This window comes from Novosphingobium sp. (genome assembly GCF_049240505.1).
Lineage (GTDB): Bacteria > Pseudomonadota > Alphaproteobacteria > Sphingomonadales > Sphingomonadaceae > Novosphingobium.
This window is the reverse complement of sequence record NZ_JBMLSM010000222.1, coordinates 1-24,210: the sequence shown is the minus strand read 5'-3', so window position 1 is coordinate 24,210 and position 24,210 is coordinate 1. Positions and strand designations below refer to the sequence as shown.

Annotated in this window: 21 protein-coding genes; 14 read left to right on the top strand and 7 right to left on the bottom strand. The window is 62.1% G+C overall.

What is annotated here, in order from left to right; translation table 11 throughout:
- Nucleotides 1–126 precede the first annotated feature (126 nt).
- The gene (locus ACOVQ0_RS18160) at nucleotides 127–1,878 is read left to right on the top strand and encodes an N-acyl-D-amino-acid deacylase family protein (RefSeq protein ID WP_421887771.1); all 1,752 of its coding nucleotides are present in this window, start codon (nucleotides 127–129) and stop codon (nucleotides 1,876–1,878) included.
- Nucleotides 1,879–1,880: 2 nt separating this feature from the next.
- Here ACOVQ0_RS18160 and ACOVQ0_RS18155 read toward each other — a convergent pair whose 3' ends face one another.
- Nucleotides 1,881–2,384: a nuclear transport factor 2 family protein gene (locus ACOVQ0_RS18155; protein ID WP_421887768.1), complete on the bottom strand. Its 504-nt coding sequence runs from the start codon at nucleotides 2,382–2,384 to the stop codon at nucleotides 1,881–1,883.
- A 91-nt stretch (nucleotides 2,385–2,475) separates the two neighbouring features.
- A complete protein-coding gene (locus ACOVQ0_RS18150) occupies nucleotides 2,476–3,291 on the bottom strand; it encodes a TetR/AcrR family transcriptional regulator (protein WP_421887765.1) in 816 nt (271 codons plus the stop codon).
- Nucleotides 3,292–3,303: 12 nt separating this feature from the next.
- Here ACOVQ0_RS18150 and ACOVQ0_RS18145 point away from each other — a divergent pair, with 12 nt between their 5' ends.
- From ACOVQ0_RS18145 to ACOVQ0_RS18115, 7 genes are all read left to right on the top strand, one after another.
- Complete coding sequence (locus tag ACOVQ0_RS18145) at nucleotides 3,304–4,296, top strand: zinc-dependent alcohol dehydrogenase (RefSeq protein WP_421887761.1); 993 nt, start codon at nucleotides 3,304–3,306, stop codon at nucleotides 4,294–4,296.
- On the top strand, nucleotides 4,293–5,558 hold the full coding sequence (locus ACOVQ0_RS18140; protein WP_421887758.1) for a sulfotransferase family protein: 1,266 nt from the start codon (nucleotides 4,293–4,295) through the stop codon (nucleotides 5,556–5,558). The genes ACOVQ0_RS18145 and ACOVQ0_RS18140 overlap by 4 nt, the downstream gene beginning before the upstream one ends.
- Nucleotides 5,559–5,560: 2 nt before the next feature.
- Nucleotides 5,561–6,793: a DUF1214 domain-containing protein gene (locus tag ACOVQ0_RS18135; protein WP_421887755.1), complete on the top strand. Its 1,233-nt coding sequence runs from the start codon at nucleotides 5,561–5,563 to the stop codon at nucleotides 6,791–6,793.
- Entirely contained in the window at nucleotides 6,793–7,650 is an 858-nt protein-coding gene (locus tag ACOVQ0_RS18130) for a sugar phosphate isomerase/epimerase family protein (protein WP_421887752.1), read from the top strand. The genes ACOVQ0_RS18135 and ACOVQ0_RS18130 overlap by 1 nt, the downstream gene beginning before the upstream one ends.
- Complete coding sequence (locus ACOVQ0_RS18125) at nucleotides 7,647–8,768, top strand: Gfo/Idh/MocA family protein (RefSeq protein ID WP_421887749.1); 1,122 nt, start codon at nucleotides 7,647–7,649, stop codon at nucleotides 8,766–8,768. The genes ACOVQ0_RS18130 and ACOVQ0_RS18125 overlap by 4 nt, the downstream gene beginning before the upstream one ends.
- On the top strand, nucleotides 8,765–9,520 hold the full coding sequence (locus tag ACOVQ0_RS18120; RefSeq protein ID WP_421887747.1) for an SDR family NAD(P)-dependent oxidoreductase: 756 nt from the start codon (nucleotides 8,765–8,767) through the stop codon (nucleotides 9,518–9,520). The genes ACOVQ0_RS18125 and ACOVQ0_RS18120 overlap by 4 nt, the downstream gene beginning before the upstream one ends.
- A 140-nt stretch (nucleotides 9,521–9,660) precedes the next feature.
- Nucleotides 9,661–11,004, top strand: coding sequence for an MFS transporter (locus tag ACOVQ0_RS18115; RefSeq protein ID WP_421887744.1), 1,344 nt, complete (start codon nucleotides 9,661–9,663; stop codon nucleotides 11,002–11,004).
- Between the two features lie 3 nt (nucleotides 11,005–11,007).
- Here ACOVQ0_RS18115 and ACOVQ0_RS18110 read toward each other — a convergent pair whose 3' ends face one another.
- The 3 genes from ACOVQ0_RS18110 to ACOVQ0_RS18100 form a co-directional block, all read right to left on the bottom strand.
- The gene (locus ACOVQ0_RS18110) at nucleotides 11,008–11,550 is read right to left on the bottom strand and encodes a nuclear transport factor 2 family protein (RefSeq protein WP_421887741.1); all 543 of its coding nucleotides are present in this window, start codon (nucleotides 11,548–11,550) and stop codon (nucleotides 11,008–11,010) included.
- Nucleotides 11,543–12,313 (bottom strand): SDR family NAD(P)-dependent oxidoreductase, encoded by a 771-nt coding sequence (locus ACOVQ0_RS18105; RefSeq protein WP_421887738.1) that lies wholly within the window; start codon nucleotides 12,311–12,313, stop codon nucleotides 11,543–11,545. The genes ACOVQ0_RS18110 and ACOVQ0_RS18105 overlap by 8 nt, the downstream gene beginning before the upstream one ends.
- Before the next feature lie 124 nt (nucleotides 12,314–12,437).
- Entirely contained in the window at nucleotides 12,438–13,190 is a 753-nt protein-coding gene (locus ACOVQ0_RS18100) for a helix-turn-helix domain-containing protein (RefSeq protein ID WP_421887735.1), read from the bottom strand.
- 151 nt (nucleotides 13,191–13,341) lie between these two features.
- On the opposite strand from ACOVQ0_RS18100, the gene ACOVQ0_RS18095 reads away from it, so the two are divergent.
- From ACOVQ0_RS18095 to ACOVQ0_RS18085, 3 genes are all read left to right on the top strand, one after another.
- On the top strand, nucleotides 13,342–15,084 hold the full coding sequence (locus tag ACOVQ0_RS18095) for a D-aminoacylase (protein WP_421887732.1): 1,743 nt from the start codon (nucleotides 13,342–13,344) through the stop codon (nucleotides 15,082–15,084).
- A gap of 119 nt (nucleotides 15,085–15,203) precedes the next feature.
- A complete protein-coding gene (locus ACOVQ0_RS18090; protein ID WP_421887729.1) occupies nucleotides 15,204–16,082 on the top strand; it encodes a Coq4 family protein in 879 nt (292 codons plus the stop codon).
- 132 nt (nucleotides 16,083–16,214) lie between these two features.
- Entirely contained in the window at nucleotides 16,215–18,647 is a 2,433-nt protein-coding gene (locus ACOVQ0_RS18085) for a TonB-dependent receptor (protein ID WP_421887725.1), read from the top strand.
- 230 nt (nucleotides 18,648–18,877) lie between these two features.
- On the opposite strand, the gene ACOVQ0_RS18080 is transcribed toward ACOVQ0_RS18085, so the two are convergent.
- Both ACOVQ0_RS18080 and ACOVQ0_RS18075 read right to left on the bottom strand, forming a co-directional pair.
- Nucleotides 18,878–20,041 (bottom strand): LLM class flavin-dependent oxidoreductase, encoded by a 1,164-nt coding sequence (locus tag ACOVQ0_RS18080; RefSeq protein WP_421887721.1) that lies wholly within the window; start codon nucleotides 20,039–20,041, stop codon nucleotides 18,878–18,880.
- Nucleotides 20,042–20,134: 93 nt separating this feature from the next.
- Complete coding sequence (locus ACOVQ0_RS18075) at nucleotides 20,135–20,794, bottom strand: TetR/AcrR family transcriptional regulator (RefSeq protein WP_421887718.1); 660 nt, start codon at nucleotides 20,792–20,794, stop codon at nucleotides 20,135–20,137.
- A gap of 190 nt (nucleotides 20,795–20,984) precedes the next feature.
- On the opposite strand from ACOVQ0_RS18075, the gene ACOVQ0_RS18070 reads away from it, so the two are divergent.
- The 3 genes from ACOVQ0_RS18070 to ACOVQ0_RS18060 all read left to right on the top strand — a co-directional run.
- Nucleotides 20,985–23,144 carry a TonB-dependent receptor gene (locus ACOVQ0_RS18070; RefSeq protein ID WP_421887715.1) on the top strand — a complete coding sequence of 720 codons (2,160 nt, stop codon included), beginning with the start codon at nucleotides 20,985–20,987 and terminating at the stop codon, nucleotides 23,142–23,144.
- A 10-nt stretch (nucleotides 23,145–23,154) separates the two neighbouring features.
- A complete protein-coding gene (locus tag ACOVQ0_RS18065; RefSeq protein WP_421887712.1) occupies nucleotides 23,155–23,937 on the top strand; it encodes an SDR family NAD(P)-dependent oxidoreductase in 783 nt (260 codons plus the stop codon).
- A 2-nt stretch (nucleotides 23,938–23,939) separates the two neighbouring features.
- Nucleotides 23,940–24,210, top strand: a 271-nt coding sequence (locus ACOVQ0_RS18060; RefSeq protein WP_421887709.1) for a tyrosine-protein phosphatase, incomplete at its 3' end; no start/stop codon positions are given.

Here is a 24,210-nt window from a genome sequence, read left to right as displayed (position 1 = left end):
CAAAGTCAGGTCAACAGCGTTCCATATCTGCTCTATGCGGATTTATAGCATGCCATCATCCGGCATTCCGCTTGCCGTGAACCGAACGATGCAGTACCGTTCTGTAAAGCAGCGGAGAGAGATACGATGACCGGGCAGGACATTGACGCAGATATTCTCATCAGGGGTGGCACGATCGTCGATGGATCGGGTGGTGAGCCGTTCGTGGGCGATGTGGCCTTGCGCGGCAATGCCATCGCCTTTGTCGGCGCGCACTATGCAGGCACGGCTGCGGAAACCATCGATGCGACAGGGTGCATCGTCACGCCGGGCTTTGTCGATATCCATACCCACTATGATGGGCAGGCGGTGTGGTCCGATACGCTTTCTCCCAGTTCTTCGCACGGCGTGACAACGGCGGTTCTGGGCAATTGCGGCGTGGGTTTTGCACCCTGCCGCAAGGCGGATCACGATGCTCTCATCCAGCTGATGGAAGGTGTGGAAGACATTCCCGGCGTGGTCATGGCCGAAGGTCTGCCGTGGGACTGGGAAACTTTCCCGCAATATCTCAATGCCCTTGCCGCCCGCCCGCGCGACATCGATGTGGCCTGTCTGCTGCCGCACAGCCCCTTGCGCGTCTGGGTGATGGGCGAACGGGCGATTGCGCGCGAAGCGGCAACGGACAAGGATCTGGCGCAGATGCGCGCAATCGCGCGCGAAGCGCTGGATGCTGGCGCAATCGGCTTTGCCACGTCCCGGCTCAACATCCATCGCACCAAGGCGGGTGAGATGATCCCGACTTATGGTGCGGATGTGGACGAACTGATGGCCATCACCGGCGCGATGGCCGAAGCCGGAACGGGCGTGTTTCAGGCCGTGCTCGATGCACCGTTTTCCGCATGGGAGGACGAGATGGCGCAGCTTGTCGCCGTGACCAGAGCATCAGGGCGTCCATCCACTTTCACGCTGGGCCTGATGAACAGCGGGCCGCGCACGTGGGAAGGCGCGCTGCGGATGATTGAGGAGGCACGTGCCGAAGGACTGACGATCTGGCCGCAAGTCCTGCCGCGCCCCATCGGCATGATTTCGGGCTGGGCGCTGTCCACCCACCCCTTCTGCCTGTGCCCATCCTATCAGCCGTTCGCCAACCTGCCGCTTGAGCAGCAACTGCCGCTGTTGCGCGATCCTGCCATGCGCGCAACGCTGCTGGCGGAAATGCCGCAGCCCGGCCACCCGCTGGCCATGCTGACGCGCAACTGGGACTGGATGTTCCCGTTCGGCGATCCGCCGCAGTATGAACCCACCGCCGACCAGAGCATCGGCGCGCTGGCCCGCGCACAAGGCCGGACGCCGGAAGAGGTTGCCTATGACATATTGATGGAATGTGACGGCACCGGCATGATCCTGAACACGCTGGGCAACTTTCACGAAGGCAAGCTGGATGCGCTGCTGGAACTGGTGCGCCGGGAAGATTGCGTGATCGGGCTGGGCGATGGTGGCGCGCATTATGCCGCGATCTGCGATGCCAGCTACCCCACGTTCATGCTGACCTACTGGGTGCGGGACCGGGCCGGAGAACGGCTGACCTTGGCCGAGGCCGTGGAGATGCTGGCCGCCCGGCCCGCGCGGGTTGTGGGGCTGGAAGACCGTGGGCTTCTGCGCGCCGGATACAAGGCCGATGTCAACGTGATCGACATGGCCGCGCTTACCCTGCACGCGCCGGTTGTGCGGCACGATCTGCCTGGCGGCGGACGCAGGCTGGATCAGGCGGCGTCGGGCTTTGTCGCCACTGTCGTCAGCGGCCAGGTAATCCGCCGCAATGATCAATCAACATCGCAGCGTCCCGGCAAAGTGGTGCGTGGTATGCAGCGGGCACCGGTTGCGCCAGTGCCCGCCTAGGATCAGGCTGCGGGCGGTTCGGCCAATGCCAGAACCGTCACGCTGCCATCTTCGCCCACCTGCTCGGTCAGCATCGAGGTGACGTGGCTGACCGTTTCGACGATCCACCAGCGGCCATCGCGCTTGGCATAGACATCATCATATTCCACGGCGAGCCGCACGACCTGACGCGGCCCGGTGAGGATCGTGCGGAAGTTGAGCGACCATTTGCCCGTTGCGCGGTCCGTGCCGGTCAGTTCGATTTCCCAGTTGGTGGCATGGTGAATGTCATAGACGCCGGGCTGGCAGCCCATCTGGCGGTAGATTTCAACGAAGGCATCGCGGTCGGAAAATTCGGGGAAGTTCTGATAGGCGATGCGAATCTGGCCCGGCGCGAAGCAATCGCGCACGACGTCGGGTTGCTTCAGGTCGCACGCCCGCAGATAGCGTGCTTTCAGCGCGCGGATTGCTTCCTTGTCCTCAAGCGCAGCCAGGCGGGCGGCAATGTCTTCAAGCGTGGCGGCCATTGGGCGTCCTTATGTGATTCGTAGATATCATCGGATATTTTATACGCATTTCACGCTGAAAATCGCAAAAATGTGATTTGACGCGCAGAAATTATGGATTTTGAATCCGGCTTCCATTCAAGAATATACCGACACAGCGCCGCGCATGGGCCGCAACCTGTGCTGTATCGGGCAGAGGCATTCCGACCAGCATTGTGTTGTGCAGGGGCATCAGGGCCATCGCCACGAACAGCATTGTCCGATCGACGCCCTTTTCCTCTTCCAGTCTGTTTTCGCGCAGGAACGATGCGAGAGGATCGATCATGAAATCAAAATGGCCGCGCTGGATCGAACCCGCCAGTTCGGGAAAATCGCCCGCTTCGCGCAGGAACAGCGCGCCCATGCCATAGCTGTCCTCGCGCACCAGTTCGCTGTGCAGCGCCACGACGTAGCGTTCCAGCGCCGTGGCCAGATCTTCAGCAGGTTCCGGGCTAAGCCGGGGAAAACGCTCTGCCCCCAGCATCACGCAGGCACGGAACAGCGATTCCTTGTCGGAATGCCAAGCATACAACGTTCGCTTCGTTATGCCGGAGGCAGACGCAACTTCATCCATCGTCGCGGCCCGATAACCGCGCTTCACGAATATGCTGCGGGCCACTTCGAGAAGGTGCGCCATGCGTGCACGTGTGGCGTCCGCCGATGGTCGCCCCCGCCTTGGTGCAAGTTCGGATGCAGGTTGTTTCTCAATCACGTTCACGGCCCCTTTCCTGCCCCGCCAGATGCCTTGCGTAAATAGCGCTTGATAAATATACCTTGCAGTATACTTTATCCGCAAGGCCGCGCAGATGATGCGAGCCAAGGGAGAGGTGCAGGGCGCATGACCACGCTGCAAAGCTTGCCAGATACAATACAGCTTGCCCGCGTTCACGGTGCCAGCGACGTGAGAATCGATACGATTCCCATGCCTGTCATCGGCAGCGATGAAGCGCTGGTGCAGATCGGTGCCTGCGGCATTTGCGGCAGCGATCTGGGCTATATCGCGCAGGGCGGACTGGGCGGCGTTGAACCGCTGACCGAACCTTTGCCCATCGGGCATGAGTTTGCAGGCACGGTGATTGCCGTGGGCAAGGATGTGCGTGGGATTGCGCCGGGGCTGCGCGTGGCAGTCAATCCTGATCGAGCCTATATCGGCGGTGGCGGACCGGATGGCGCGATGGCACCGTTCATCCGTGTCAGCGGCGCCGAGATTGGCGAAACGCTGTTTGCCCTGCCCGATGGCCTGTCCTTTGCCGAAGCATCGCTGGCAGAGCCGCTGTCGGTTGCCCTGCATGGCCTTCGCGTGGCGCAAGTGCAGGCGGGAGACAGGATCGCGGTTCTTGGTGCAGGGCCGATAGGGCTGTGCACGGTGGTGATGGCGCAGCATCTGGGCGCACGGGATATCGCGATATTCGATCGCGTGCCCGAACGGCTTGAGCGGGCGCGTGCATTGGGTGCTGGCCTTGCCGTGAACGTGGCGGCAGAAAGCCTGACCGATGCGCTTACACGGTTCCACGGCGGCGATGAACGCTTCGGCGCCCCGTTCGTCGGCACCGATGTGTTCGTCGATTGCGCAGGATCGACGGCTGCGCTGGCCGAAGCTGTCAATGTGGCGAAATACCGCGCTCGCATTTCGGTCATCGCGCTGCACCACAAGCCGCTGCCGCTTGATCTGTTTCGGGTGATGGCCAACGAGATTGCGCTGTTCGGCTCCATCGCGGATGCCCGCGCTGCCGAATTCGGTGAAGCCGTGGCGATGCTGGCGCACGGTGCGCATGACTTGTCTGCTCTCATCAGCCACCGATTTGATTTTTCGCAGTTCCACGATGCGCTTGTTATGGCGGCCGACCCGATGCGCGCGGCCAAAGTGGTGCTGACATTCGGAGAAACCGCATGACCGCGACCGCCCCCTTGATCCACATTCACGACATGGCTGACCCCGCGATCACGCCCGCACTTCTCGCATGGCGCGAAGGCCCTGCCGATTTCCCCTGCCCGATGACCGCTGACGAGGTGCTGGCGCGGGCAATGGCAGAAACCGGGCTTCACGATTTCGGTGAGGACACCGGATTCCGCGAACGCCTGCGCGTGGTGCTGCAATCGCTTTACGAGGACACAGGCCTTACCCGTGGGGGGCGCATCTTCGTGCTTAGCCAAGCGGTGCGGTCGATGGCCAACCGTTTGCGGATCGAGGATCTGGTAAAGCGGCATCCCGAAATCCTCGATATTCCCATCGATCGCCCGATCTTCATCGCTGGCCTGCCCCGTTCGGGTACAACCCATCTGGTCAACTGGCTGTCACGCGATGACCGGTTGAATTCGCTGACGCTGTGGGAATCGGAAGAGCCGGTGCCTGTTGCACAACCCGCACCCGGCGAGGAAGATCCGCGTATCGCGCGCTCGGCGGCGTTCTGGGGCGAGTTCGGCGCGCTGGTGCCTCACATGGCCGCCATGCACGAAATGGCCGCACACGATATCCATGAAGACAACGAACTGCTGTTCATGGACATGAACTGCTACAGCTGGGAGTTCTCCGCCCGCCTGCCGCGCTGGACTGATTATTACCTCGCCCATGATCGGGCCGTTTCCTATGCCTATGAAAAGAAAGTGCTTCAGGTGCTTTCGTGGCAGCGTGGCGAGGCAGGTCGCCGCCGCTGGTTGCTGAAATCGCCGCAACACATGGAAAACCTTGCCGCGATCAAAGCGGTGTTCCCCGATGCGACGATGGTCATTTCCCATCGCGATCCGGTGGACGTGCTGTGCTCGCTCACCACTATGCTCGGCTATTCCGACCGCACCCGGCGCGATCCGGTTGATCCGCCCGCACTGGCCGCCTTGTGGACAGACCGGATAGAGAGGCTTCTGCGCGAATGCGTGGATCAGCGCGATGCCTTTGGCGCTGCCCAGTCCATCGACGTGCTGTTCCACGAATACATGGGCGATCAGGAAGGCATGGCGCGGCGCGTCTATGCGTTGGCCGGGCTGGACCTGCCGCCTGAAACCGAAGCGAAGCTGCTGGGCTACCTTTCCGACAACCCGCGCCATGCCCACGGCAAGGTCGTCTACGATCTGGAAGGCGTGTTCGGCGTGGACGTGGCGGCGCTGCGGCAGCGTTTTGCCTTTTACTACGACCGTTTCCCGGTGAAGCAGGAGAATTGACGATGGAACCGTCTGACACCGCACACGCGCGCCTGCTTTCCGGGCAGGCATGGGATGATTTCTGCGATACGCTGAAAGTTGCAGGTCGCCATATCGACAGCTTCTCTGGCCCGCTTTCCGATCTGGATCGCGCGGAATGGTATCGCTTCATGAGCCGGCTTGCCCGGTCGAGCATGGAACGCCTGATCGAGAACGCCGAACCCACCCGCCCGCGCCTGCGCGACATGGTTTGGCGGCAATCGATCAATGTCCAGACGGTCGATCAGGACCATCTGATGTGCCAGTTCGATGAAGCCCGCGATTACGTGATTACCGGCACGCGCGGCTCGATCCCCTATTTCGTGATGGCGCTGTGCACCTGTCCCGCCCCCGATGCGCCCGGTGCGCAGGACTGGGCGGAGCAAGGACTGGATGGCCTGAAACGCTTCGATCCTTCGAACCTCAAGACCACCGGCTTTCTCCATTCGCGCCAGATACGGTTCGAGGCTGACGGATCGTTCGAGGTCGTTCTATCGCAGAACGAGCCACAAGACGGGCGCAACTGGCTGAAACTGACGCCGGAAACCAACTGCATCCTGATCCGCCTCGTCTGGTCCGACCGGGCAAGCGAACAGGCTCCGGCGATGACAATCGCGCGCGCCGACCACGCGCCGCCTGAACCGGTTACCCCTGCCCTGATTGCCGACAACCTGGCGTGGACCGGGCAGGCGGTGCTGGGTTACGCCGAACTGGTGCGCAACTGGTGGCAGGGCACGCAAGGCAACTTTGCAGCCAAGCTGAACCGGCTGGATTACAGCCGCGCGCAATACCTTTCGAACGGCGGCGTGCCTGATCGCCACGTTGCCTTCGGTGGCTGGGAAAAGGCGCTGGACGAAGCGCTCGTTCTCGAATTCACGCCGCCGCCGTGCGAATACTGGAACTTCCAGTTGTGCAACGTGTGGCAGGAAAATCTGGACACGTTCGAGGACGGCAACGGCTGGATCAGCAATTATCGCCACGTGGCAGAGAGCGATGGCCGCGTGCGCGTGGTCATTGCAGAGCGTGATCCGGGCTTGGGCGGCAACTGGATCAACAGCTATGGCCACGAACGCGGCATCTGGGGCTTGCGCTTCGTGCTGACCGAGGCAACCGCGCCCGTAACGCTGTGGCGCGTGCCGTTGACCGATCTTGAGCGCGGCGGGCTGGCAACGCTCGATCCCGCAGATGCCATTGCCACCGGCCAGTTTGTGGACTGATGGCGATGGGCACCGATCTGGTATTCTGTTCACCCGCCCTGCCCGGCGTCGCTCTGTTTGACCGGCTTGGCCCCATCGCAAAGGCAGGCTTCACGGCGTTATCGCTGATGCCGGGCGACGTCTGGACGCTGGAAGCGCAGGGTATGAGCGCAAAGGACATCGCATCGCGCATTGCCGATGCGGGCCTGCGTGTGGCCGAGATGGATTGCACCGCAAACTGGATGCCGCGCCACCCATTGCAGGGCGATGGGGGTGACCTTTCGTTGCTGCTGCGCGGGTTGACGGCGCAGCGGGTGATCGAATCCGCCGCACGCATCGGCGCGCCTTCGGTGGTGGCGGTGGACCTTTGCCCTACGCCGCCTTCGCTTGATGAAGCGGCGAGCGGCTTTGCCACGCTCTGCGATCTGGCGGCGGAACATGGCCTGCGCGCCCATATCGAATTTCTGCCCGTCGGCGGTATCCGCACGCTCGCGCAGGCTTGGGCGATCGTGCAGGAAGCGGGGCGACCCAATGGCGGGCTGACCATCGACGCATGGCACTTCTTCCGCAGCGGATCGACGCTGGCCGAACTTGCCGAAATCCCCGGATCACGCGTTCACACCGTCCAGCTTTGCGATGCGCCTGCCGAACCCATGACCGATCTGTGGGCCGAACTGATGACCGCACGCCTGCTGCCGGGCGAAGGTGCGCTTGATCTGGCAGGCCTGCTGCACACGCTGGACCAGATCGGATCAACCGCGCCCATCGGGGTCGAGGTTTTCAACAGTCGGCAGAACGAACTGCCCTTGGCGCAAGTGGCGCAAAGCTGGGCTGCTGCCACGCGATCCCTTCTTGAAAATGCAAGGAACACCCCATGACCCCATCTCCTCTTGGCGCTGTCGTCGTCGGCACCGGGTTCGGCCTGTTTACCCATGTCCGCGCCCTGCGCGATGCCGGGTTTGAAGTGCGGGCCATCGTCGGGCGCGATCTGGCAAAGACGCAGGCGCGTGCCGCGCCGCTGAACATCCCGCTGGCCGCAAATGACCTTGCCCGCGTACTGGCAGACGATCCCGCAATCCGCCTCGTCACCGTGGCCACCCCACCCCACGCGCATTTTTCGCCGGTGATGCAGGCGATTGCCGCAGGGCGCGCGGTAATGTGCGAAAAGCCTTTTGCCCGCGATCTGGCACAAGCGCGCGAGATGCTGGCCGCTGCCGAAGCTGCGGGCGTGGTCCATGCCCTGGGTGCTGAGTTCCGCTTTGATTCGGCACAAGCGCTGCTGACGCGCGTGGTGCGATCGGGCGCTATCGGCGATCCACTGATGTTCCACCGCACCTATCAGCAGCCGGGGGGCGATACCGATGAACCCTTGGCTGATTGGTGGCTGGACGCAGCACAAGGCGGGGGATTCCTCGGCGCATTCGGCACACACATGATTGATCAGGCGCGCGTTACGGTGGGTGAATTTGCCGCTGTCAGCGCGGTGTTGCGCAAGCTCTCGCCCGGTCGGCCAACGCAGACGTCTGACGATTACTATACGCTGCAGTTCCGCACGGCGTCGGGCTGCATGGGCCTTCTCGAAGCCGCACTGGCTTTTCCCGGCCCATTCGTAATGTCTACCAAGGTGGCGGGCACCAAGGGCGCTGCGTGGATTCAATCCGGCGCGGCCTTTGGCGATCCCGAACAGGTCTGGGTGCGCGATGGCCAAGGCGCGCGGATGATCGATATGCCGCCCGAACTGATCAACCCGGCCCCTGAACCTTTCCCGATTGGCGAACTGGTTCAGACAGAAATGGACCGCTGGCACAGCCAGGGCTTCGACGTTGCGCCCTATGCCAAGCTGTTCGCCCAGATCGGTGCGCGCATTGCAGGCACAGCGCCGCCGCTGCCCGATCCGGCAGGCGATTTCCGCGATGCGGCGGCCAATCAGGCCATTCTCGATGCGGCACGGCGTTCGAATGCAGAGCAACGCTGGGTCGATGTGGAGGTAGTATGACGATGGGACCGAAGCACGATTTTGCCGGCGCACACGTTCTTGTCACGGGCGGCACCAGTGGCATCGGGGCCGCGACGGCTGCCCTGTTTCGCGATGCCGGGGCCGAAGTGACCATCACCGGCACACGCGGCAGCGCCAGCGAATATGACGCCGATCTTTCGGCCTATCGCTATCTCCCGCTCGATATCGAGGACAAGGCGCAGATCGACGCGGTGGCCGCGGCCCTGCCCCGGCTTGATGTGCTGGTGAACAACGCGGGGATCGCGTTGCCTTCGCTCGGCCTTGACGAATGGGAGCCTGATGTATTCGACCGGGCCGTGGCCATGCTGCTGAACGGCGCATTCCGCATGGCGCGCCGCACGGTGGATCTGCTGGCGGCCAGCCCCATGCCCGGCGGCGGGTCGGTGATCGGCATTGCATCGATGAGCAGCTTTTTCGGGATCCCGATCGTGCCGGGCTATGGCGCGGCGAAGACCGGGTTGCTGGGATTGACGCGCACGATGGCGGCACATTGGGGACCGCGCGGCGTGCGCGCCAACGCCGTGGCCGCAGGCCTTACCCGCAGTGGGATGACCGCGGGCACGTTCGAGCAGGACGCATGGACCGCACCCACGCTTGCCCGCACGCCGCTGGGCCGTCTGGGCGAGCCTCAGGATATTGCACAGGCCATAGCGTTCCTTGCCAGTCCGGCTGCGGGCTGGATCACCGGGCAGACGCTGGTTGTGGACGGGGGTTACGTTATTTCCGGCTAAGGCGGCGGTAAAAATGCAACAAATGCAAGAGCGGAAACTCCAATATTCCGATTAAGGCGAATAAATCTCTTCCAAATAGGTTCTTTGCAGAATATACGCAGGGCAATAATACGCATAATCTGCGCCTTGGGAGAGATTTGATGAACCGTCCTCGTGGCGGCGCTGTAGTGGCGCCTGCGCCTTCTGCCGCCGGTTCGCCTGCCCTCCCGTTTGTGGCGACCATGACGGTAAGCGGGAGGCCGCTGACCAATCGCTGGTTGGCGTTGAGCCTGCTGGTGCTGGTCGCCATCCTCAATTACGCGGATCGTTTCCTGATCCCCGGCCTTGCCCAGCCGATCAAGGCCCACTTCGCCATCAGCGACACCATGATGGGGCTGCTGATGGGACCGGCTTTTGCGCTGCTCTACAGCCTGTTCACCCTGCCCATCGCACGTCTGGCAGATCGCCGCTCGCGCATTCTCATCATCGCCGGAGGCTGTGCCTTCTGGAGTTTCTTCACGCTGCTGTCGGGCATGGCGACAAGCCCGGAAATGCTGGCGCTGGCTCGGGTGGGCGTGGGCATTGGCGAAGCGGCCTACCAGGCCCCTGCCGCCGCGCTGATTGCCGCCTATTTCCCGGTTTCGGAACGTGGGCGCGCTTTTGCGCTGATGGGCACGGCCATCTATATCGGCCAGATGGGCGGCCTTGCTGGTGGCCCTGCCATTGCTGCCGTCAGCACCTGGCAAAGCGCGTTTCACGTGCTCGGCCTGATCGGGATCGTCGTGGCGCTGGCAACGTGGCTGATCGTGCGTGAACCAGCGCGCGATCCTGTGGCCCACGCCGCTCCGGTCCTGCCACTGGGGCAAACCATGCGGTTGCTGATCGGCACGCCCTCGGTGCGGTTGCTGGCGACCGTCATGGCGCTCGGCTCGCTTTCGGGAGTTACTTTCGGCATGTGGGGTCCGGCCCTGTTCGAGCGCGCCTATGGCCTTTCCACGCAGGCAGCCGGAGCCACTTTCGCGCTGTCGTTCGGAATGCCCGGCCTGCTGGGCGTGCTCGGCTTCGGCTTTCTGGCCGACCGTCTGGGCAAAGGCGATGCCACTGTGCAGCTTCGGCTGACCGCACTGGCGCTGGGCGGCGCGACCACCGCGATCCTGCTGGTAACGTGGAGCGAGAGCCTGACGCTGGCGCGGATCCTCGCCGTGCCTGCGGGGCTGATGGGCGGAGGCTGGTCGGTGGGCGTGCTGGCGGGCCTGCAATACATGCTGCCCAATGCCCACCGCGCCACCGGCACCGCGCTGGTTCTGCTGATTTCCAGCATGTTCGCAACCGTGCTTGGCCCGGTTCTGGCGGGCCAGTTGAGCGACTGGATCGCCGGGTCCGGCCCGCATGGCCTGCGGTTCGGCCTCAGCGTGGCGATCCCGACTGGCTACATCGGTGTATGGGCGGCGTGGCGCGCAGTCCGATCGCTTGAACAGGACAAGGCGAACCTTGCTGCCGCCTGACACTCACTCTCTGCCGAACAACGACAGTCGCGCATAAACCGGGTCGTTGGCTCCGGCAGACCCGGTGCCTACGCCAGCGCTGCCGAAGTCATCACCTGCGGCAACCGGCAGATCCTCGGCAAAATCGAGGATGAACGACCGTTTGGCGAAGCGCCAGACGCCATCCACCTGCGCATAGTGATCGGCGTAGCGTCCCCACGCCACGAACTGGCGCGTGCCATCCAGCGTCAGATGCCAGGCCCGCGCCGCAATTTCGCCCTGCGCCTGATCGCCATCAATGGCAAACAGGCAGGATATGGCCGTGTGCATCGTCGCCTGCCAATTGGCCATCATGCCCGGTAGCCACGCCACGTACCCATCGACCGGCCCGCAATAATAGGGCGTGTGATCGTCGATCCCGTCATCATGATACAGCGTGCGCAGCAAGTTCCAGTCGCGCCGGTCTATGGCATGGCCATAGGCGGCAACGAGGTGGCGCAGGCTTTCGCGCGCCACCAGTTCGCCCGGTCCGATGACACGGGGTTCGATCCCGTGCCGATCAGACACCGAAGCCACCGCCCACCGATATGGTCTGACCGGTCACATAGTTGCCCCGGCTTGATGCGAAGAACACAGCCGCCTGCCCGATGTCCTGCGGCGTGCCCCAGCGCTTGAGCGGCAGCATCGCCTTGACCGCCGCTTCCCATTCAGGCGTGAACGTGCCGGCTTCCTGTCCGATCTTGAACTGGCCTGCATCGATCACGCCGACGAGGATGGAGTTGGCGCGGATTTCATTCACGCCCTCTTCCTTGGCAATGCCTTTGACCAGCGCTTCGTTGCAGGCCTTTGGCGCAACCGAAAGGCCATCCAGCCTGGGCCACCAGTCATGCCCTGCCGATCCGAGATGAACAAAGCTGCCCCCGCCATTGGCGCGCATGTGCGGCAAAGCGGTGTGGACAGCATTGTTGAAGCCGAACGCCTCGATCTCCATCGAATCGCGGAACATCTGTTCGGTCCAGTCCGCAATCGGCACCTGCGGCACCACCGGCCCGGCGCCCCACACCACGGTATGCACGCGGCCATGCGTGTTCACCGCTTCGGCAAATGCGGCGGTTACTTGCGTCCTGTCGCGAACATCGGCCCTGTGGATCGAGGCCTTGCGTCCCATCGCGCGGATTTCCGCCGCAACCGCTTCGGCCACATCGGGCTTTGAGCGATAGACCACCGCCACATCGCTGCCTTCGCGTGCAAACTCCAACGCTACGCCACGACCGATACCGCCGCTGCCGCCAAACACGATTGTCGTCCCGGTGGGGAAGTTGACTTCCATGATCTCTCCCTTTCGCTGCGCTGCGCAGACCATACTCAGCGAGTTTCAAAAAGCGAGGCTATAGAGTCAATCAAATTACGCATATATCGATTTATAATTGCTAAAACTTCATATTCGCGTATATTTATCCAAATTCCCACTGCGCTTCGCGTATGGGCGAAAGGTCAAGCTGGCGCATTACGCCCAGCAGGCCGATCCATTCGCGGCCCAGTGCGGAACCTTGCGCATCGCGATCTGCCAGCGCCTGCACTTGCCCCCGAAACTGCTCCATCAATTCGGCCAGCTGCGCTTCGCCCGCGCGCGAAAGTTTCACCACCTCGGAAATGTAGGTCGTTTCCGGCGCGCTGTAATCGAGTTCGAAGAACACGCGCTTCATGTGCTGTTCGAACAGTGAGCGCAGCGGCAGCTTGCGGAACACCATCGTTCGATCCACCAGCGGACGCACGCGCCCGCTGCGCAACCGATCAATCAGGGCCAACCGCTCAAGCCGGGCCAGCGCTGCCTCCATCGTGCGGGGCGGTACGGCAAAATCGGCGGCGGTTTCCGTGGGCTGCACACCATTCAGAATGGTCATGAACAAGAAGGACAGAAAGATGTTGCTGGACAGGGCCTTTTCCTGCGCCAGCGTCAGTTCATGCGCCAGTTCGCCTGGCGCATCTTCGGCCTCACGCGCAAGATCTCCCAGCACCAGACCACACAACCGTGCCATCGCCTCCAACCGGTCGATTGTCAGCCCCTTGCCCGCCAGCCAGCGCTTTACCGTGGCTTCACCCACGCCAATTTCGCGTGAAAGGCGCAAAATTGTCCAGCCATCTTTGCGCAAATGGCGGCGCAAAACGGATAACATTGCGGATGCGCTGGATTCGTATCGCGTCATGATCTGCATCAGATAACGAAACGATCCCTTTGGCAAGCCTCTCCTTCGACCGACTCAAACACCGACATATGCTGCACTCAACCCGCCCACCGGCTGCCTGCACAAATTGCAGCATGAACGCCCGGATGGTTCGGCAGATTGGGAGAAAGAGATGTCGGATATTCTTATCAGGAACGGCACCGTCGTGGACGGAACCGGCGCACCAGCGATCAAGGCTGACGTGCGCGTGCGCGATGGCCTGATCGCAGAAGTGGGCCAAAACCTTGCCCCCAATGGCGAGCGCGTGTTTGATGCCAGCGGCTGCCATGTGACGCCGGGCTTTATCGAAAGCCACACCCACTACGATGGCACGATGTGGTGGCAGCCCGATCTCGATCCCCTGCCCGGTTATGGTGCAACCACGATGATCCTTGGCAACTGCGGCTTTTCGCCCGCGCCGCTGCACAAATACATGCCGGCCCAGCGCGAAATGATCGGCATCTTTTCGTTCTTCGAAGATATCCCCGAAGGCCCGTTCATGCAGAACCTTCCGTGGGACTGGAACAGCTGGTCGGAATACCGCGCATCGGTGGAGCGCAACGTCAGGGTGCCGCTGAACTACGCCGCCTATGTCGGCCATATCGCCATCCGCCTTGCCGCGATGGGTGTGGATGCGTGGGACCGCGAGGCGACGGCGGAAGAAATCGCCAGGATGGCAGACCTGCTCGACGATGCGCTGGCAGCAGGTGCGCTGGGCATGTCCGACAACATGCACGACCATGACGGGCAGGATCGCCCCGTCCCGACGCTCAAAGCTAACGACGCCGAATTCGAAGCCCTGTTCGCGGTGATGGAACGCTATCCCGGCTGCTGCTATCAGGTGATCGTCGATACGTTCATGCGAATGACCGGTCCGGCCAACCTCGAACGCTTGTCCAAGCTGCTGGCGGGCCGCAAGATCAAGGTCCAGATCGCAGGCGCCGTGCCCACGCTGGAATTCCAGAAGGGCATCCTGCCCGCCATGCAGGAATCGGTGCGCAAGATGCGCGAAGCCGGTGTCGATGTGTGGCCGGGCTATGCCCACGTTTCCCCCACATCCACGCTCAGCCTCGTCAAATCGCTGATCTTTGCGCAGTCCAACGATTATGTCTGGCACGAAGTGGTGCTGGAGGATGATCATCACAAGAAAGCCGCGTTGCTGGCCAATGCCGATTGGCGCGCCCGCGCCCGCGAAAGCTGGGACAAGAACGCCTGGGATCATTCGCCGCTGAAGAACCCGCAGGAACTGTTCCTGCTCGACAGCGAAAACGGCACCGGCCCGGTGGGCATCACGCTGAAGGAATACGCCGACAGCCGTGGCCTGCACCGCAGCGACGCGATGGCCGATTGGATCATTGCGAACGGCACCCGATCGACCGTCCATATGGCCCCCTTCCCCAAGGACGAGGCGCTGACGCTGGAACTGATGAACGACCCGCGCACCGTCGGCAATATCTCGGACGCTGGCGCGCATCTTCAGATGCTGTGCGGCGGTGGCGAGAACGCGCTGCTGCTGACGCAATATGTGCGTGAAGAGCAGAAGCTGACGCTGGAACAGGCCATCCATGTGATGACCGGCAAGCTGGCTGGACACTTCAACCTTAACGATCGCGGCGTGATCGCCGTGGGCAAGCGCGCCGATATCGCCGTGTTCAACATGGACGAAATCCAGCGCCGCGAAATGGAGAAGGCCTTCGACGTACCCGATGGCCGGGGCGGCACCACCTGGCGCTTTACCCGTCAGGCCATGCCGACGCGCATCACATTGGTGAACGGCGTGCCCACGTTCGAGAACGGCGCCTTCACCGGCGCGATGCCGGGACAGTTCCTTTCGCCCGCCAACGATGTGGGCACACTGGCGGAGGCTGCCGAATAATCCGGGCCAGCACAGCATTGAGGAAGCCCTGACCAGCTTCCTCGAAGGGGGCGCCCATCCCTCCGGGCGCCCCCGCTTCCGCATTCCAACGAAAAACAGACCAGAGAAGGATGCCGAACATGAGCGAAGCCAAGATCGGTGAAGCCGACCGCGCCTATTTCAACGGTGCAATCCGCAAGATCGAGACCGAAAGCTCGGTCCTCGTCAGCTCGTCAAAATACCTCAACCATTCCGGCCTGCGGCCGCTGATCGCGCAGGAAATGCTGCGCCGCAATGGGCCTGATCTGCCCAACACCGCCTATATCCCCGAAGTTGCGCAGATCCTGCACGATCTGGAAGACATGCCCCGGATCATCGAACTTTTCGAAATGGAAAAGGCGCGCCTGCCACTGTTCAAGCGTTGGCTGGAGCGCCGCAGCCTTTCGAACTTCACACTGGCCGAAACCAAAGATTGCGCGCCGGGCACGCTGGGTGCGGCCATCTACAATTTCATGGCGAATTCGGGTTACCAGCTCGACCTGTTCTTTCAGGAAATTCAGGTGGTGAACGATTTCACCTTCTATCTGCGCCAGACCGCACTTTCGCACGATATCGAACATATGGTCAGCGGCTTTGGACCCAACCACGGCGGCGAAGTGGCGCTGCTTTCGGCCAATATGCACGCCAAGTCGGTCTACTTTCACCCGGAACTCAGCAACTTCTTCAGCCGCATCGCCTTTTATCTGAAGGCCAAGACGGTGATGAAGGACGGCCTGTTCTATCCCGATGCGATGGTTGTGAACCTTGAGGCGGAATACCTCGGTGCGCAGCAGGGCCGCAACTGGAAGTATCCGCTGATGCTGGTCGACTGGCGCGAATATGCCGATGTGCAGATCGACGACATCCGCAGCGAACTGGGCATCACGCCGGTCATCGACAATCGCTGGGATCTGACCAACCGCCTCTGCAACGAGGATGATCCGCATTACGGCGAGCCGTTGATGGAAGCCGCTGAATGACGGTGGGTCAGGTCATCAAGAACACAATCTGAAATGCCTGGGCGGCCTGACGCACATGCGTCTTGCCGCCCGCGCGGCGTCACGGCGGGGAACGCCGGTCTGCCGAATAACAATAACAATGACGGAGGGAGAATGATGATGAAAGCACGGTATATCCGATCAACGCTGTTGCGCGGTTCGATGCTGGCGGCAGGTGCTTTTGCGCTGACGGGCGCTGCTCATGCCGAAGAACAGGCGCCAGAAGTGCAGGATACGGCCAGCGGCGGCCAGACGTCGGTTCAGGAAATCATCGTCACGGCCCAGCGCCGCGAAGAAAGCCTGCAAAAGGTGCCCGTGGCCGTCACCGCCATCGGGACCGAACAGCTTGCCGCCCTGCGCGTTACCAGCGTGCGCAACCTTGCGGGGCTTGCCCCCAGCCTGCAGTTCAACGCGCAAGGCCAGCAGTCGAACCCGACCATCATCATTCGCGGCGTGGCATCCGGCACGTCGAGCAACTCTGTCGATCCCAAGGTCGGCATCTATATCGATGGCGTCTATATCGGTCGCGCCGTCGGTTCGCTGCTGGATTTCAGCGATATCCAGCGGGTTGAAGTGCTGCGCGGCCCGCAAGGCACGCTGTTCGGGCGCAATGCCACATCGGGCGCGATCAGCATCGTCACTGCCGCGCCCAAGGGAGAATGGGGCGTGCGTGCCACCGGCTCCTATGGCAACTACGATGCCTGGCGCGGCAAGGTTTCGCTCGATCTTCCGCAGATCGGCCCGTTTTCCGTCCGCCTGTCCTATCTGCACGATCAGATCGACGGTGATGTGACCAATACGATGGCGGGCAAAGGCCTGAACATCGCCCTGCGTGCGCCCGAATTCGGCACGCAGCGGTTTGTGAAGAAGCTGGGCCATCGCAATGTCGATGGCGGGCAAGTTGCCGTGCGCGGTGAATTTGGCGCGCTGACCGCCGATTACCGCTTCGACTATACCGATACACGCGCATCAGGCCGCGCGATGCAAAGCCTTGGCGTGATCCCCGATGCCTCTGGCCAGTTGCTTGCCCCCATCGTCGCCCTGCAACCATTCTTCGGCGGCACGACCAACGAAGGGCTGAACGGCCCGCTTTCGTCGGTGGCTGCGGCCACCAGTGAAGAACACACTGTTACCCAAGGGCACAGCCTGACCCTGACGCTCGACGCCAGCGACAATTTCACGGTCAAGTCGATCACCGCCTATCGCAAGTTCCGGCAAGACCCGGTGATTTTCGATCTGGGTTCAGCAAGCGGAATGCGCTTTACCTTTGGCCAGTTGGGTGCGCTGATCACGCCGGGCCTTACGCCGCAGCAAATTCAGGCGGCGCTGTTCAATCCGGCCAATGTGCCGGGGGCGAACGACTATTTCTTCCCCCTGCTGTCCGCCCGCGCCACACGGCAGAAGCAGTTCAGCCAGGAGTTGCAGTTCCAGCTCAGCAACGATGCCTACCAGTTGACCGCAGGCTTGTTCTACTTCCACGAAAACTCGCCCGGAACCGAAGTGCTCGGCATCCTGTCGCCCACGCCTTCAGCCACGATCGTCCCCAGCCCGCTTGATGCGGTGTTCGGCAGCGGCATTACCCGCACCGTGGGGGTGAACGATTCAATGGCAGGCTATGCCCAGTTGACCGTCCATCTTTCGGATAGCTTTGACATCACTGGTGGCCTGCGCGGCACGATTGACGACCGCGAATTGCAGATTTCCGTCATTTCGGGCGCACAGGGTGGTTCCCTCGGCGTCGGCACCTACAAGCAGACGTACAAAAAGCTGACCTATACCGGCATCGCTACATGGCGGCCGAACGATCAGAGCACGATCTTCGCCAAGGTCGCCACCGGCTATGTTTCCGGCGGTATCCTCAGCGGCATTCCCTACCGGCCAGAGAACCTGACGAGCTATGAAGTGGGGGCAAAGACCCAGTTCCTCGATAATCGCGTGCGGCTGAACGTTTCGGCCTATTACAACGATTACAAGGATTTGCAGACGCAGAACTTCATCAATGGCCGCCAGTTCTTCGACAATGCGGGCAAGGCCAAGATCAAGGGCTTCGAAGCGGAACTGGACATCGTGCCCGCGGCAGGCCTGAACCTGTCGGGAAGCGTGGGCTATACCGATTTCGATTACGATACCTTCGTCCTGAACGGTCAGGACGTTGCGGCCTTTGCCCGGCCCACCTACTTCTCGAACTGGACCGGGCGCACCGCCGTGACCTATAATTCGCCCGACCTTACCAGCCAGGGCGGCCACGTTACCGCGCTGCTCGAAGCCCGCTATCGCAGTGCCTATTTCCTGACCTCAACCCCCTTGCGCAATCTGGCGGGGCAAGTTGTGCTGGAAGATCGCAACCGCCAGCCCGCCTACTGGCTGGTCAACGGCAGGATCGGCCTTGCCGACATGCCGTTGGGTGGCTCCCGCCTGTCCATCGCCGCCTTCGGAGACAACATTTTCAACAAGCGCTACATCAGCTTCGGCGCACCGGTGCTGTTGTTCACCGGCAGTTATGAACGAGGCCGGACCTACGGCATCGAGGCTGGCTTCTCTTTCTGACGCCAAAAAGAAGGCGATTGTATAGTTCGTAAACACGTATCGTCATTGCGAGAAGGCGAAGCCGACGAAGCAATCCAGAATTGGCCTAAACCGCTCTGGATTGCTTCTCCTCGCTACGCGAGGCTCGCAATGACGACTGCCAACGGGTGTGTTTGCAAACTACCCACTTGCCAAAAAGAAAGGGTGCCGCGCTGGCACCCTTTCATGGCTTCGAACCTGGCTGATCCGCCCTATTCAGCCGCTTCCATCTCCTCCGCCTCTGCTGCCTCGATCGCGCGGAAGTGCGGGATCACCTTTTCCCCGATGTTGCGGATCGTTTCCATGATCACATCGTGCGGGATGCCGCCCATCTGGAAGATGAAGAGGATTTCGTCCGCGCCCGCATCCTTCAGCCGCTGGACATAGCGGATGCAATCGTCCGGCGTGCCATAGGCGTCCTGCGCCACGGTGTAGTTCGAAAGATGCTCGTCCCCCACCGGGATCGCTTCTTCCGAAAGATAGGCAATCGTCGCCTGCTTGCCCTGCTCAAGCACTTTGGCGTGATCTGCGGCATCGAGGTTTTCGTCCACCGTTGGCTTCGGTCCGCCCTGATACCAATAGGCGATGCTTTCCGCGAAGAAACGTTGCCCGCGCAAACCGATCTTGCGCGCCTTTTCGCGGTCGTCCAGCACGGTGGCGGCGCATAGCGCGGCAAGGTGTTCGGTCGGGCGGAAGCCTACCTGATCCTCCGCCTTGCGTGTGCGGAAAGCCTCGCGATAGACCGCGTTCTTCTTGGCAATCTCGTCCGGGCCGGAAAAGCCCAGAACCAGCGCGCCGATGCCGCGCGCGCCCGCCGCCAGCAGCGTGTTCTCGCGTGTGCAGGCCATGTACATCGGCGGATGCGGATCTTGATACGGCTTGGGATGGATCGGGCGCTTGGGAATCTTGATGAACTGGCCGTCGTGCTCGATCTCGTCCTGCACCATGATCTTCGGGATCAGGTACATCGATTCATCGATCATCGGCTGCAATTCGTTCAGGTCATAGCCGAACGTTCCTGCTTCCTGCTGCGTGCCGCCCTTGCCCACGCCGAAGTGCAACCGTCCCTGCGAAAGAATGTCCAGCGTGGCGATGCGTTCGGCCACTTTTACCGGATGGTTCATCGCAGGGGGCAGGCAGACCACGCCGTGGCCGATGTGGATACGGCTCGTCGCGCCGGCAATGAACGCCAGCACCGTTTCGGGGGCCGACATGTGTGCATATTGCGTCAGCGCGGTATGTTCCACGCACCAGATGCAATCAAACCCATGCGCCTCGGCATGTTTCGCCTGCTCCACGATCTGCAGGAACACCGCGCGCTCGTTCTCGCGGCTGGTGTCCACCATTTGCGCTTCATATATGATCGAGAATTTCATGAGACTCTCCGGCTGCCGCCCTGTTGCCGGGCGTGTTCTTGTTCCGCTGCCGAAGTTACCTCTCGCGCGCTGGTGGCGCATAACCCGATCGGGCTATGCACTCACCACGATGCGAGCCTGCTGGTGGATGATTGCGCGAAATGCCGCCAGCGTATCTGCATCGGCGGGATCGTATTGCCGCCTGTCGCCCAATTGCCTTGCATTGCAGACGTAGAACAGCGCCCCTGCGGCAATGCTGTTCAGGATGTGCATCGCCGGGATCGGGCGAAAGCTGCCGTCGGTCACACCCGCATCCAGAATGGCTTCCAGATCGCGCAGTGCCGTATCGGAAAACAGCACGGGATTGTCGCCGCGCGGTGCCGGGTCAGCCACCACGCGCTGGATGATCCGTGCTGCCGTGGGGCGCTGCACCAGAAAGTCCAGCCAGGCGTCGAACAGCGCCAGCAGCCGGTCCATCGGCTTTTCCGTGCCTGTCATGCGGTCGGTCACGAAGGCGTGCATCGCGCCAAAGATTTCGGCTTCCACCGCATCGTAGAGCTGCTGTTTGCCGGGAAAGTAATAGACGATCGATGGTCGGCGGATGCCCACCACTTGCGCCACGTCTTCCAGCCGCGCCGCGGCATAGCCGAGATCGGCAAATACCTGCTCTGCCGCATTGAGGATGGCCTGCCGCGTGGCATCGCCGCGCGGCTGCCGCGCCACCGGCTTCGCGCCGTTCTGCATCGGATCATCAGGCAATCTGGCGGTGGACAAGCGGCTTTCCCCAAAGATCACGCCCAAAATCGAACGCGCGATGCGCCCGTCATAGCGGTCTGTAACCGCACTCCCAAGCCATCGCTGCGCACCTTTGCACAAACACTGTTGCAATTCTACCTTCTTGTAGGTAGAAAATCTAACAGGACGTAGAAAACAGTGCCGAAACGGCGCAGGTAGGGAGAGAATCATGCAACAGTCGACGATCAAGGGGGGCGCAGGCCTGCTCGCTCTGGCGCTTGCCACCACCGCCCATGCACAGGATGGTGCGCCGGAACAGCAGGACGGCGGTATCGCGGAAATCGTCGTCACCGCGCAGAAGCGCGCCGAACCGCTGCAGAAGACGCCGCTCTCCATCGTCGCGCTTACGTCTGATGACATCGCCAAAAAGGGCATTGCCGATCTTACCGATCTGCGCAGCCAGGTGCCTTCGCTCCAGATCACCCCGCACCCCAACAGCGCCACCACCGCGCGCGTATTCCTGCGCGGCGTGGGCAACAACGATGATCAGATCACCGTGGACCCCAGCGTCGCGATCTATCTCGATGGCGTTTATGTGGCGCGCGGACAGGGGCTTGCCGCCGAAATCGCCGAAGTTGAACGGATCGAAGTGCTGCGCGGTCCGCAAGGTTCGCTCTATGGCCGCAATGCCACCGGCGGTGCGATCAACTACATCACGCGCCAGCCCACGTTGGGTGAGTTTCACGCCCGCCAGACGCTCGCCTATGGCAACTATGACCAGTTCCGTTCGCGCACCAGTGTGAACGTACCGGTGGGCAATACCTTGGCGGTGGAACTCGCCTATCTGCACAGCCAGAAGGATGGCTTCGTCCGCAATCCTGGCACCGGCGTGGCCCGTTTCGGCGATCAGCGCCGCGATGCGTGGCGCGCCGCAGTGCTATGGCAGCCCGCCCCTGCATTTGAAGTGCGCTATGCCTATGACCGCTCGGACATTGCGGATACGCCCGCCTTCATGGTTTCGGCCCCGTTCTACCCGCTGCTTGCCCGGCGCCCCACTGCCGGATCGCCCGCCGTGCGTGGCCTAAAGGCAAACGACGTGACGGCGCAGGGCCACGGCCTGACCGCAAGCTGGACGGTATCCGATGCGCTCACCGTCAAATCGATCACCGGCTATCGCAAGCTGGCGAACTACACCAATCAGAACTACCTGACCGGTGTCGCCGGTCCCTTCCCGGTGTTCCTCACCGAATTCCAGCAGACGCAGCGCCAGTGGAGCGAAGAACTGCAGCTCGTCGGCTCTACCTTCGACAGCCAGCTTGAATATACGCTGGGTGCCTATTTCTTCGATGAAAAGGCCTCCAGCTTTGACAGTTCCGTCCCCGCTGGCCGCGCCACATCGTTGCGCACGGCCACCGTCCATAACCGCGCATGGGCGCTTTATGGGCAGGCAACATGGCGCCCGGCCATGCTGGATGGCGCCTACCTGACGGGCGGATTGCGCTGGTCGCAGGACAACCGCAAGGCGACGCTGGATCAAAGCAGCGTGGCGCTGAACGGCACCGTCACCACCCGCCCGCAGGGCAGCGGCGACAACACCTTCACCGATTACAGCCCCAGCGTGATCATCGGGTATGAAGCCAGCCGGGATGTGAACCTTTATGCCAAATGGTCACGCGGGTACAAATCGGGGGGATATAACCTGCGCGCCAGCACGATTGCGCGCTTTGCCGAGGGCTATGGGCCTGAACGGCTGGATTCCTTTGAAGTGGGCGTGAAGTCCAGCTGGCTGGACAATCGCCTGCGCGCCAACATTGCCCTGTTCCGCGCCAATTATCGCGACATTCAGGTCAATATCCAGTCCGATCCTGCGAACCCCGCAGTGACCGATATCTTCAACGCTGGCGAAGCGCGCATTCAGGGCCTTGAACTCGATATTACCGCAAAGCCCTCGCGCGCGCTGACGTTCAACGCCAGCTATGCGTTCCTTGACGCAGGCTATCGCCGGATCACCGATCAGGTCACCGGCGCGAACATTGCCGGGCGCTTCAATTTCGTGGAAGCGCCACGACACACGCTTACCGTGGGTGCGGAATGGACCTTACCCGAAACGCCGCTCGGCCTGCCCAGCGCCAGCGTCGATTACTACATGCAAAGCCGCAAGTTCTCGTCCACCACCGATGCGCGATATGTGATCGGGGATTACGGTATCTTGAGCGCGCGCATCGCGCTGTCGGGAATTCCCGTGGGCTTCGGCAAGTGGCAGCTTGCCGCATATGGGCGCAATCTTACCGATACGAAGTATTATCTGGCCCACTTCTCAGCAGGGCTTCCGGCGGCCTTCTTTGGCGATCCGCGCAGCTATGGCCTTGAACTCCGCTTCGAATATTGAAGGGATCTCCATGACCGACATGTTCCAGACGCAGCTTTCCGTTCCCTCCTCGCCGGTGATCGTCACCGGTGGAGCATCGGGCATCGGCCTTGCCACTGCACAGGCGCTGGCCGCCGTGGGCCGTCCGGTGGCATTGTGGGATATCAATGGCGATGCTGCACGAAATGCTGCGCAGCAAATCGAAGCCGAACGCGGCGTGCGCGCCTTTGGCATTGCCATCGATCTGCGCGATCTTTCGGCCATTCCCACAGCCCTTGCAGCAACGCGCACGGCGCTTGGTCCCGCTGGTGGCCTCGTCCATTCGGCGGGCACCGTTGATACGGATTCGATCGATGGCCTTACGCCCGAAAGCTGGGACAGCGGCATCGCCATCCATTTGCGCGCGCTGGCGTTCATGGTGAAGGAAATGCGCGCCGATATGGCCGCGCAGCAAGGTTCGGCAGTTGTCGCGGTCACATCGATCAACGCCACCTTGGGCAACGCCATCAACCCGGTCTACTCTGCCGGCAAGGGCGGGCTGCTCTCGCTCGTCCGCTCCCTGGCAGATCGTCTGGCGCGTGATGGCATCCGCATCAATTCGGTGTCGCCCGGCCAGATCGTTACCCCCATGACGCGCCCGGCGATAGACAATCTGCCCGAAGGCTGGTTCGAAAAGCGCATCCTGCTCGAACGTCTGGGCCGCCCGGAAGAAGTCGCGCGCGCCATCCGCTTTCTGCTATCGGCAGAGGCCAGCTATATCACCGGGGCCGAACTGGTGGTCGATGGCGGCAACATCTCGTCGCAAAGGGTATGACCATGAAACGCCTTGCCTGCGCCCTTGCGCTTGGATTGCTGCTGGCGGGTTGCGCGCCCACGGTGGCCGAGCAGTCCGCCGCTGTGGACGCACCGACGCTGGCCTTGTCCACCGCGCCAAACTTTCGCGATATCGGCGGCTATCGCACGATTGATGGGCGGGTGGTGAAGTCCGGCCTGGCCTTTCGTTCCGACCAGATGAACCTGCTCAGCGATGCCGATCTTGCCCGCATCGCCGCGCTTCGCCCTTTCGCCATCGCAGACCTGCGCACCA

What these genes read in the sequence shown, in the direction of transcription:
- ACOVQ0_RS18125 (WP_421887749.1), top strand. Translation starts at nt 7,647, where the DNA reads ATGACCCCATCTCCTCTTGGCGCTGTCGTCGTCGGCACCGGGTTCGGC.
- ACOVQ0_RS18070 (WP_421887715.1), top strand. Translation starts at nt 20,985, where the DNA reads ATGCAACAGTCGACGATCAAGGGGGGCGCAGGCCTGCTCGCTCTGGCG.
- ACOVQ0_RS18090 (WP_421887729.1), top strand. Translation starts at nt 15,204, where the DNA reads ATGAGCGAAGCCAAGATCGGTGAAGCCGACCGCGCCTATTTCAACGGT.
- ACOVQ0_RS18100 (WP_421887735.1), bottom strand. Translation starts at nt 13,190, where the DNA reads ATGACGCGATACGAATCCAGCGCATCCGCAATGTTATCCGTTTTGCGC.
- ACOVQ0_RS18085 (WP_421887725.1), top strand. Translation starts at nt 16,215, where the DNA reads ATGATGATGAAAGCACGGTATATCCGATCAACGCTGTTGCGCGGTTCG.
- ACOVQ0_RS18155 (WP_421887768.1), bottom strand. Translation starts at nt 2,384, where the DNA reads ATGGCCGCCACGCTTGAAGACATTGCCGCCCGCCTGGCTGCGCTTGAG.
- ACOVQ0_RS18105 (WP_421887738.1), bottom strand. Translation starts at nt 12,313, where the DNA reads ATGGAAGTCAACTTCCCCACCGGGACGACAATCGTGTTTGGCGGCAGC.
- ACOVQ0_RS18130 (WP_421887752.1), top strand. Translation starts at nt 6,793, where the DNA reads ATGGCGATGGGCACCGATCTGGTATTCTGTTCACCCGCCCTGCCCGGC.
- ACOVQ0_RS18065 (WP_421887712.1), top strand. Translation starts at nt 23,155, where the DNA reads ATGACCGACATGTTCCAGACGCAGCTTTCCGTTCCCTCCTCGCCGGTG.
- ACOVQ0_RS18140 (WP_421887758.1), top strand. Translation starts at nt 4,293, where the DNA reads ATGACCGCGACCGCCCCCTTGATCCACATTCACGACATGGCTGACCCC.
- ACOVQ0_RS18120 (WP_421887747.1), top strand. Translation starts at nt 8,765, where the DNA reads ATGACGATGGGACCGAAGCACGATTTTGCCGGCGCACACGTTCTTGTC.
- ACOVQ0_RS18080 (WP_421887721.1), bottom strand. Translation starts at nt 20,041, where the DNA reads ATGAAATTCTCGATCATATATGAAGCGCAAATGGTGGACACCAGCCGC.
- ACOVQ0_RS18135 (WP_421887755.1), top strand. Translation starts at nt 5,561, where the DNA reads ATGGAACCGTCTGACACCGCACACGCGCGCCTGCTTTCCGGGCAGGCA.
- ACOVQ0_RS18095 (WP_421887732.1), top strand. Translation starts at nt 13,342, where the DNA reads ATGTCGGATATTCTTATCAGGAACGGCACCGTCGTGGACGGAACCGGC.
- ACOVQ0_RS18160 (WP_421887771.1), top strand. Translation starts at nt 127, where the DNA reads ATGACCGGGCAGGACATTGACGCAGATATTCTCATCAGGGGTGGCACG.
- ACOVQ0_RS18115 (WP_421887744.1), top strand. Translation starts at nt 9,661, where the DNA reads ATGAACCGTCCTCGTGGCGGCGCTGTAGTGGCGCCTGCGCCTTCTGCC.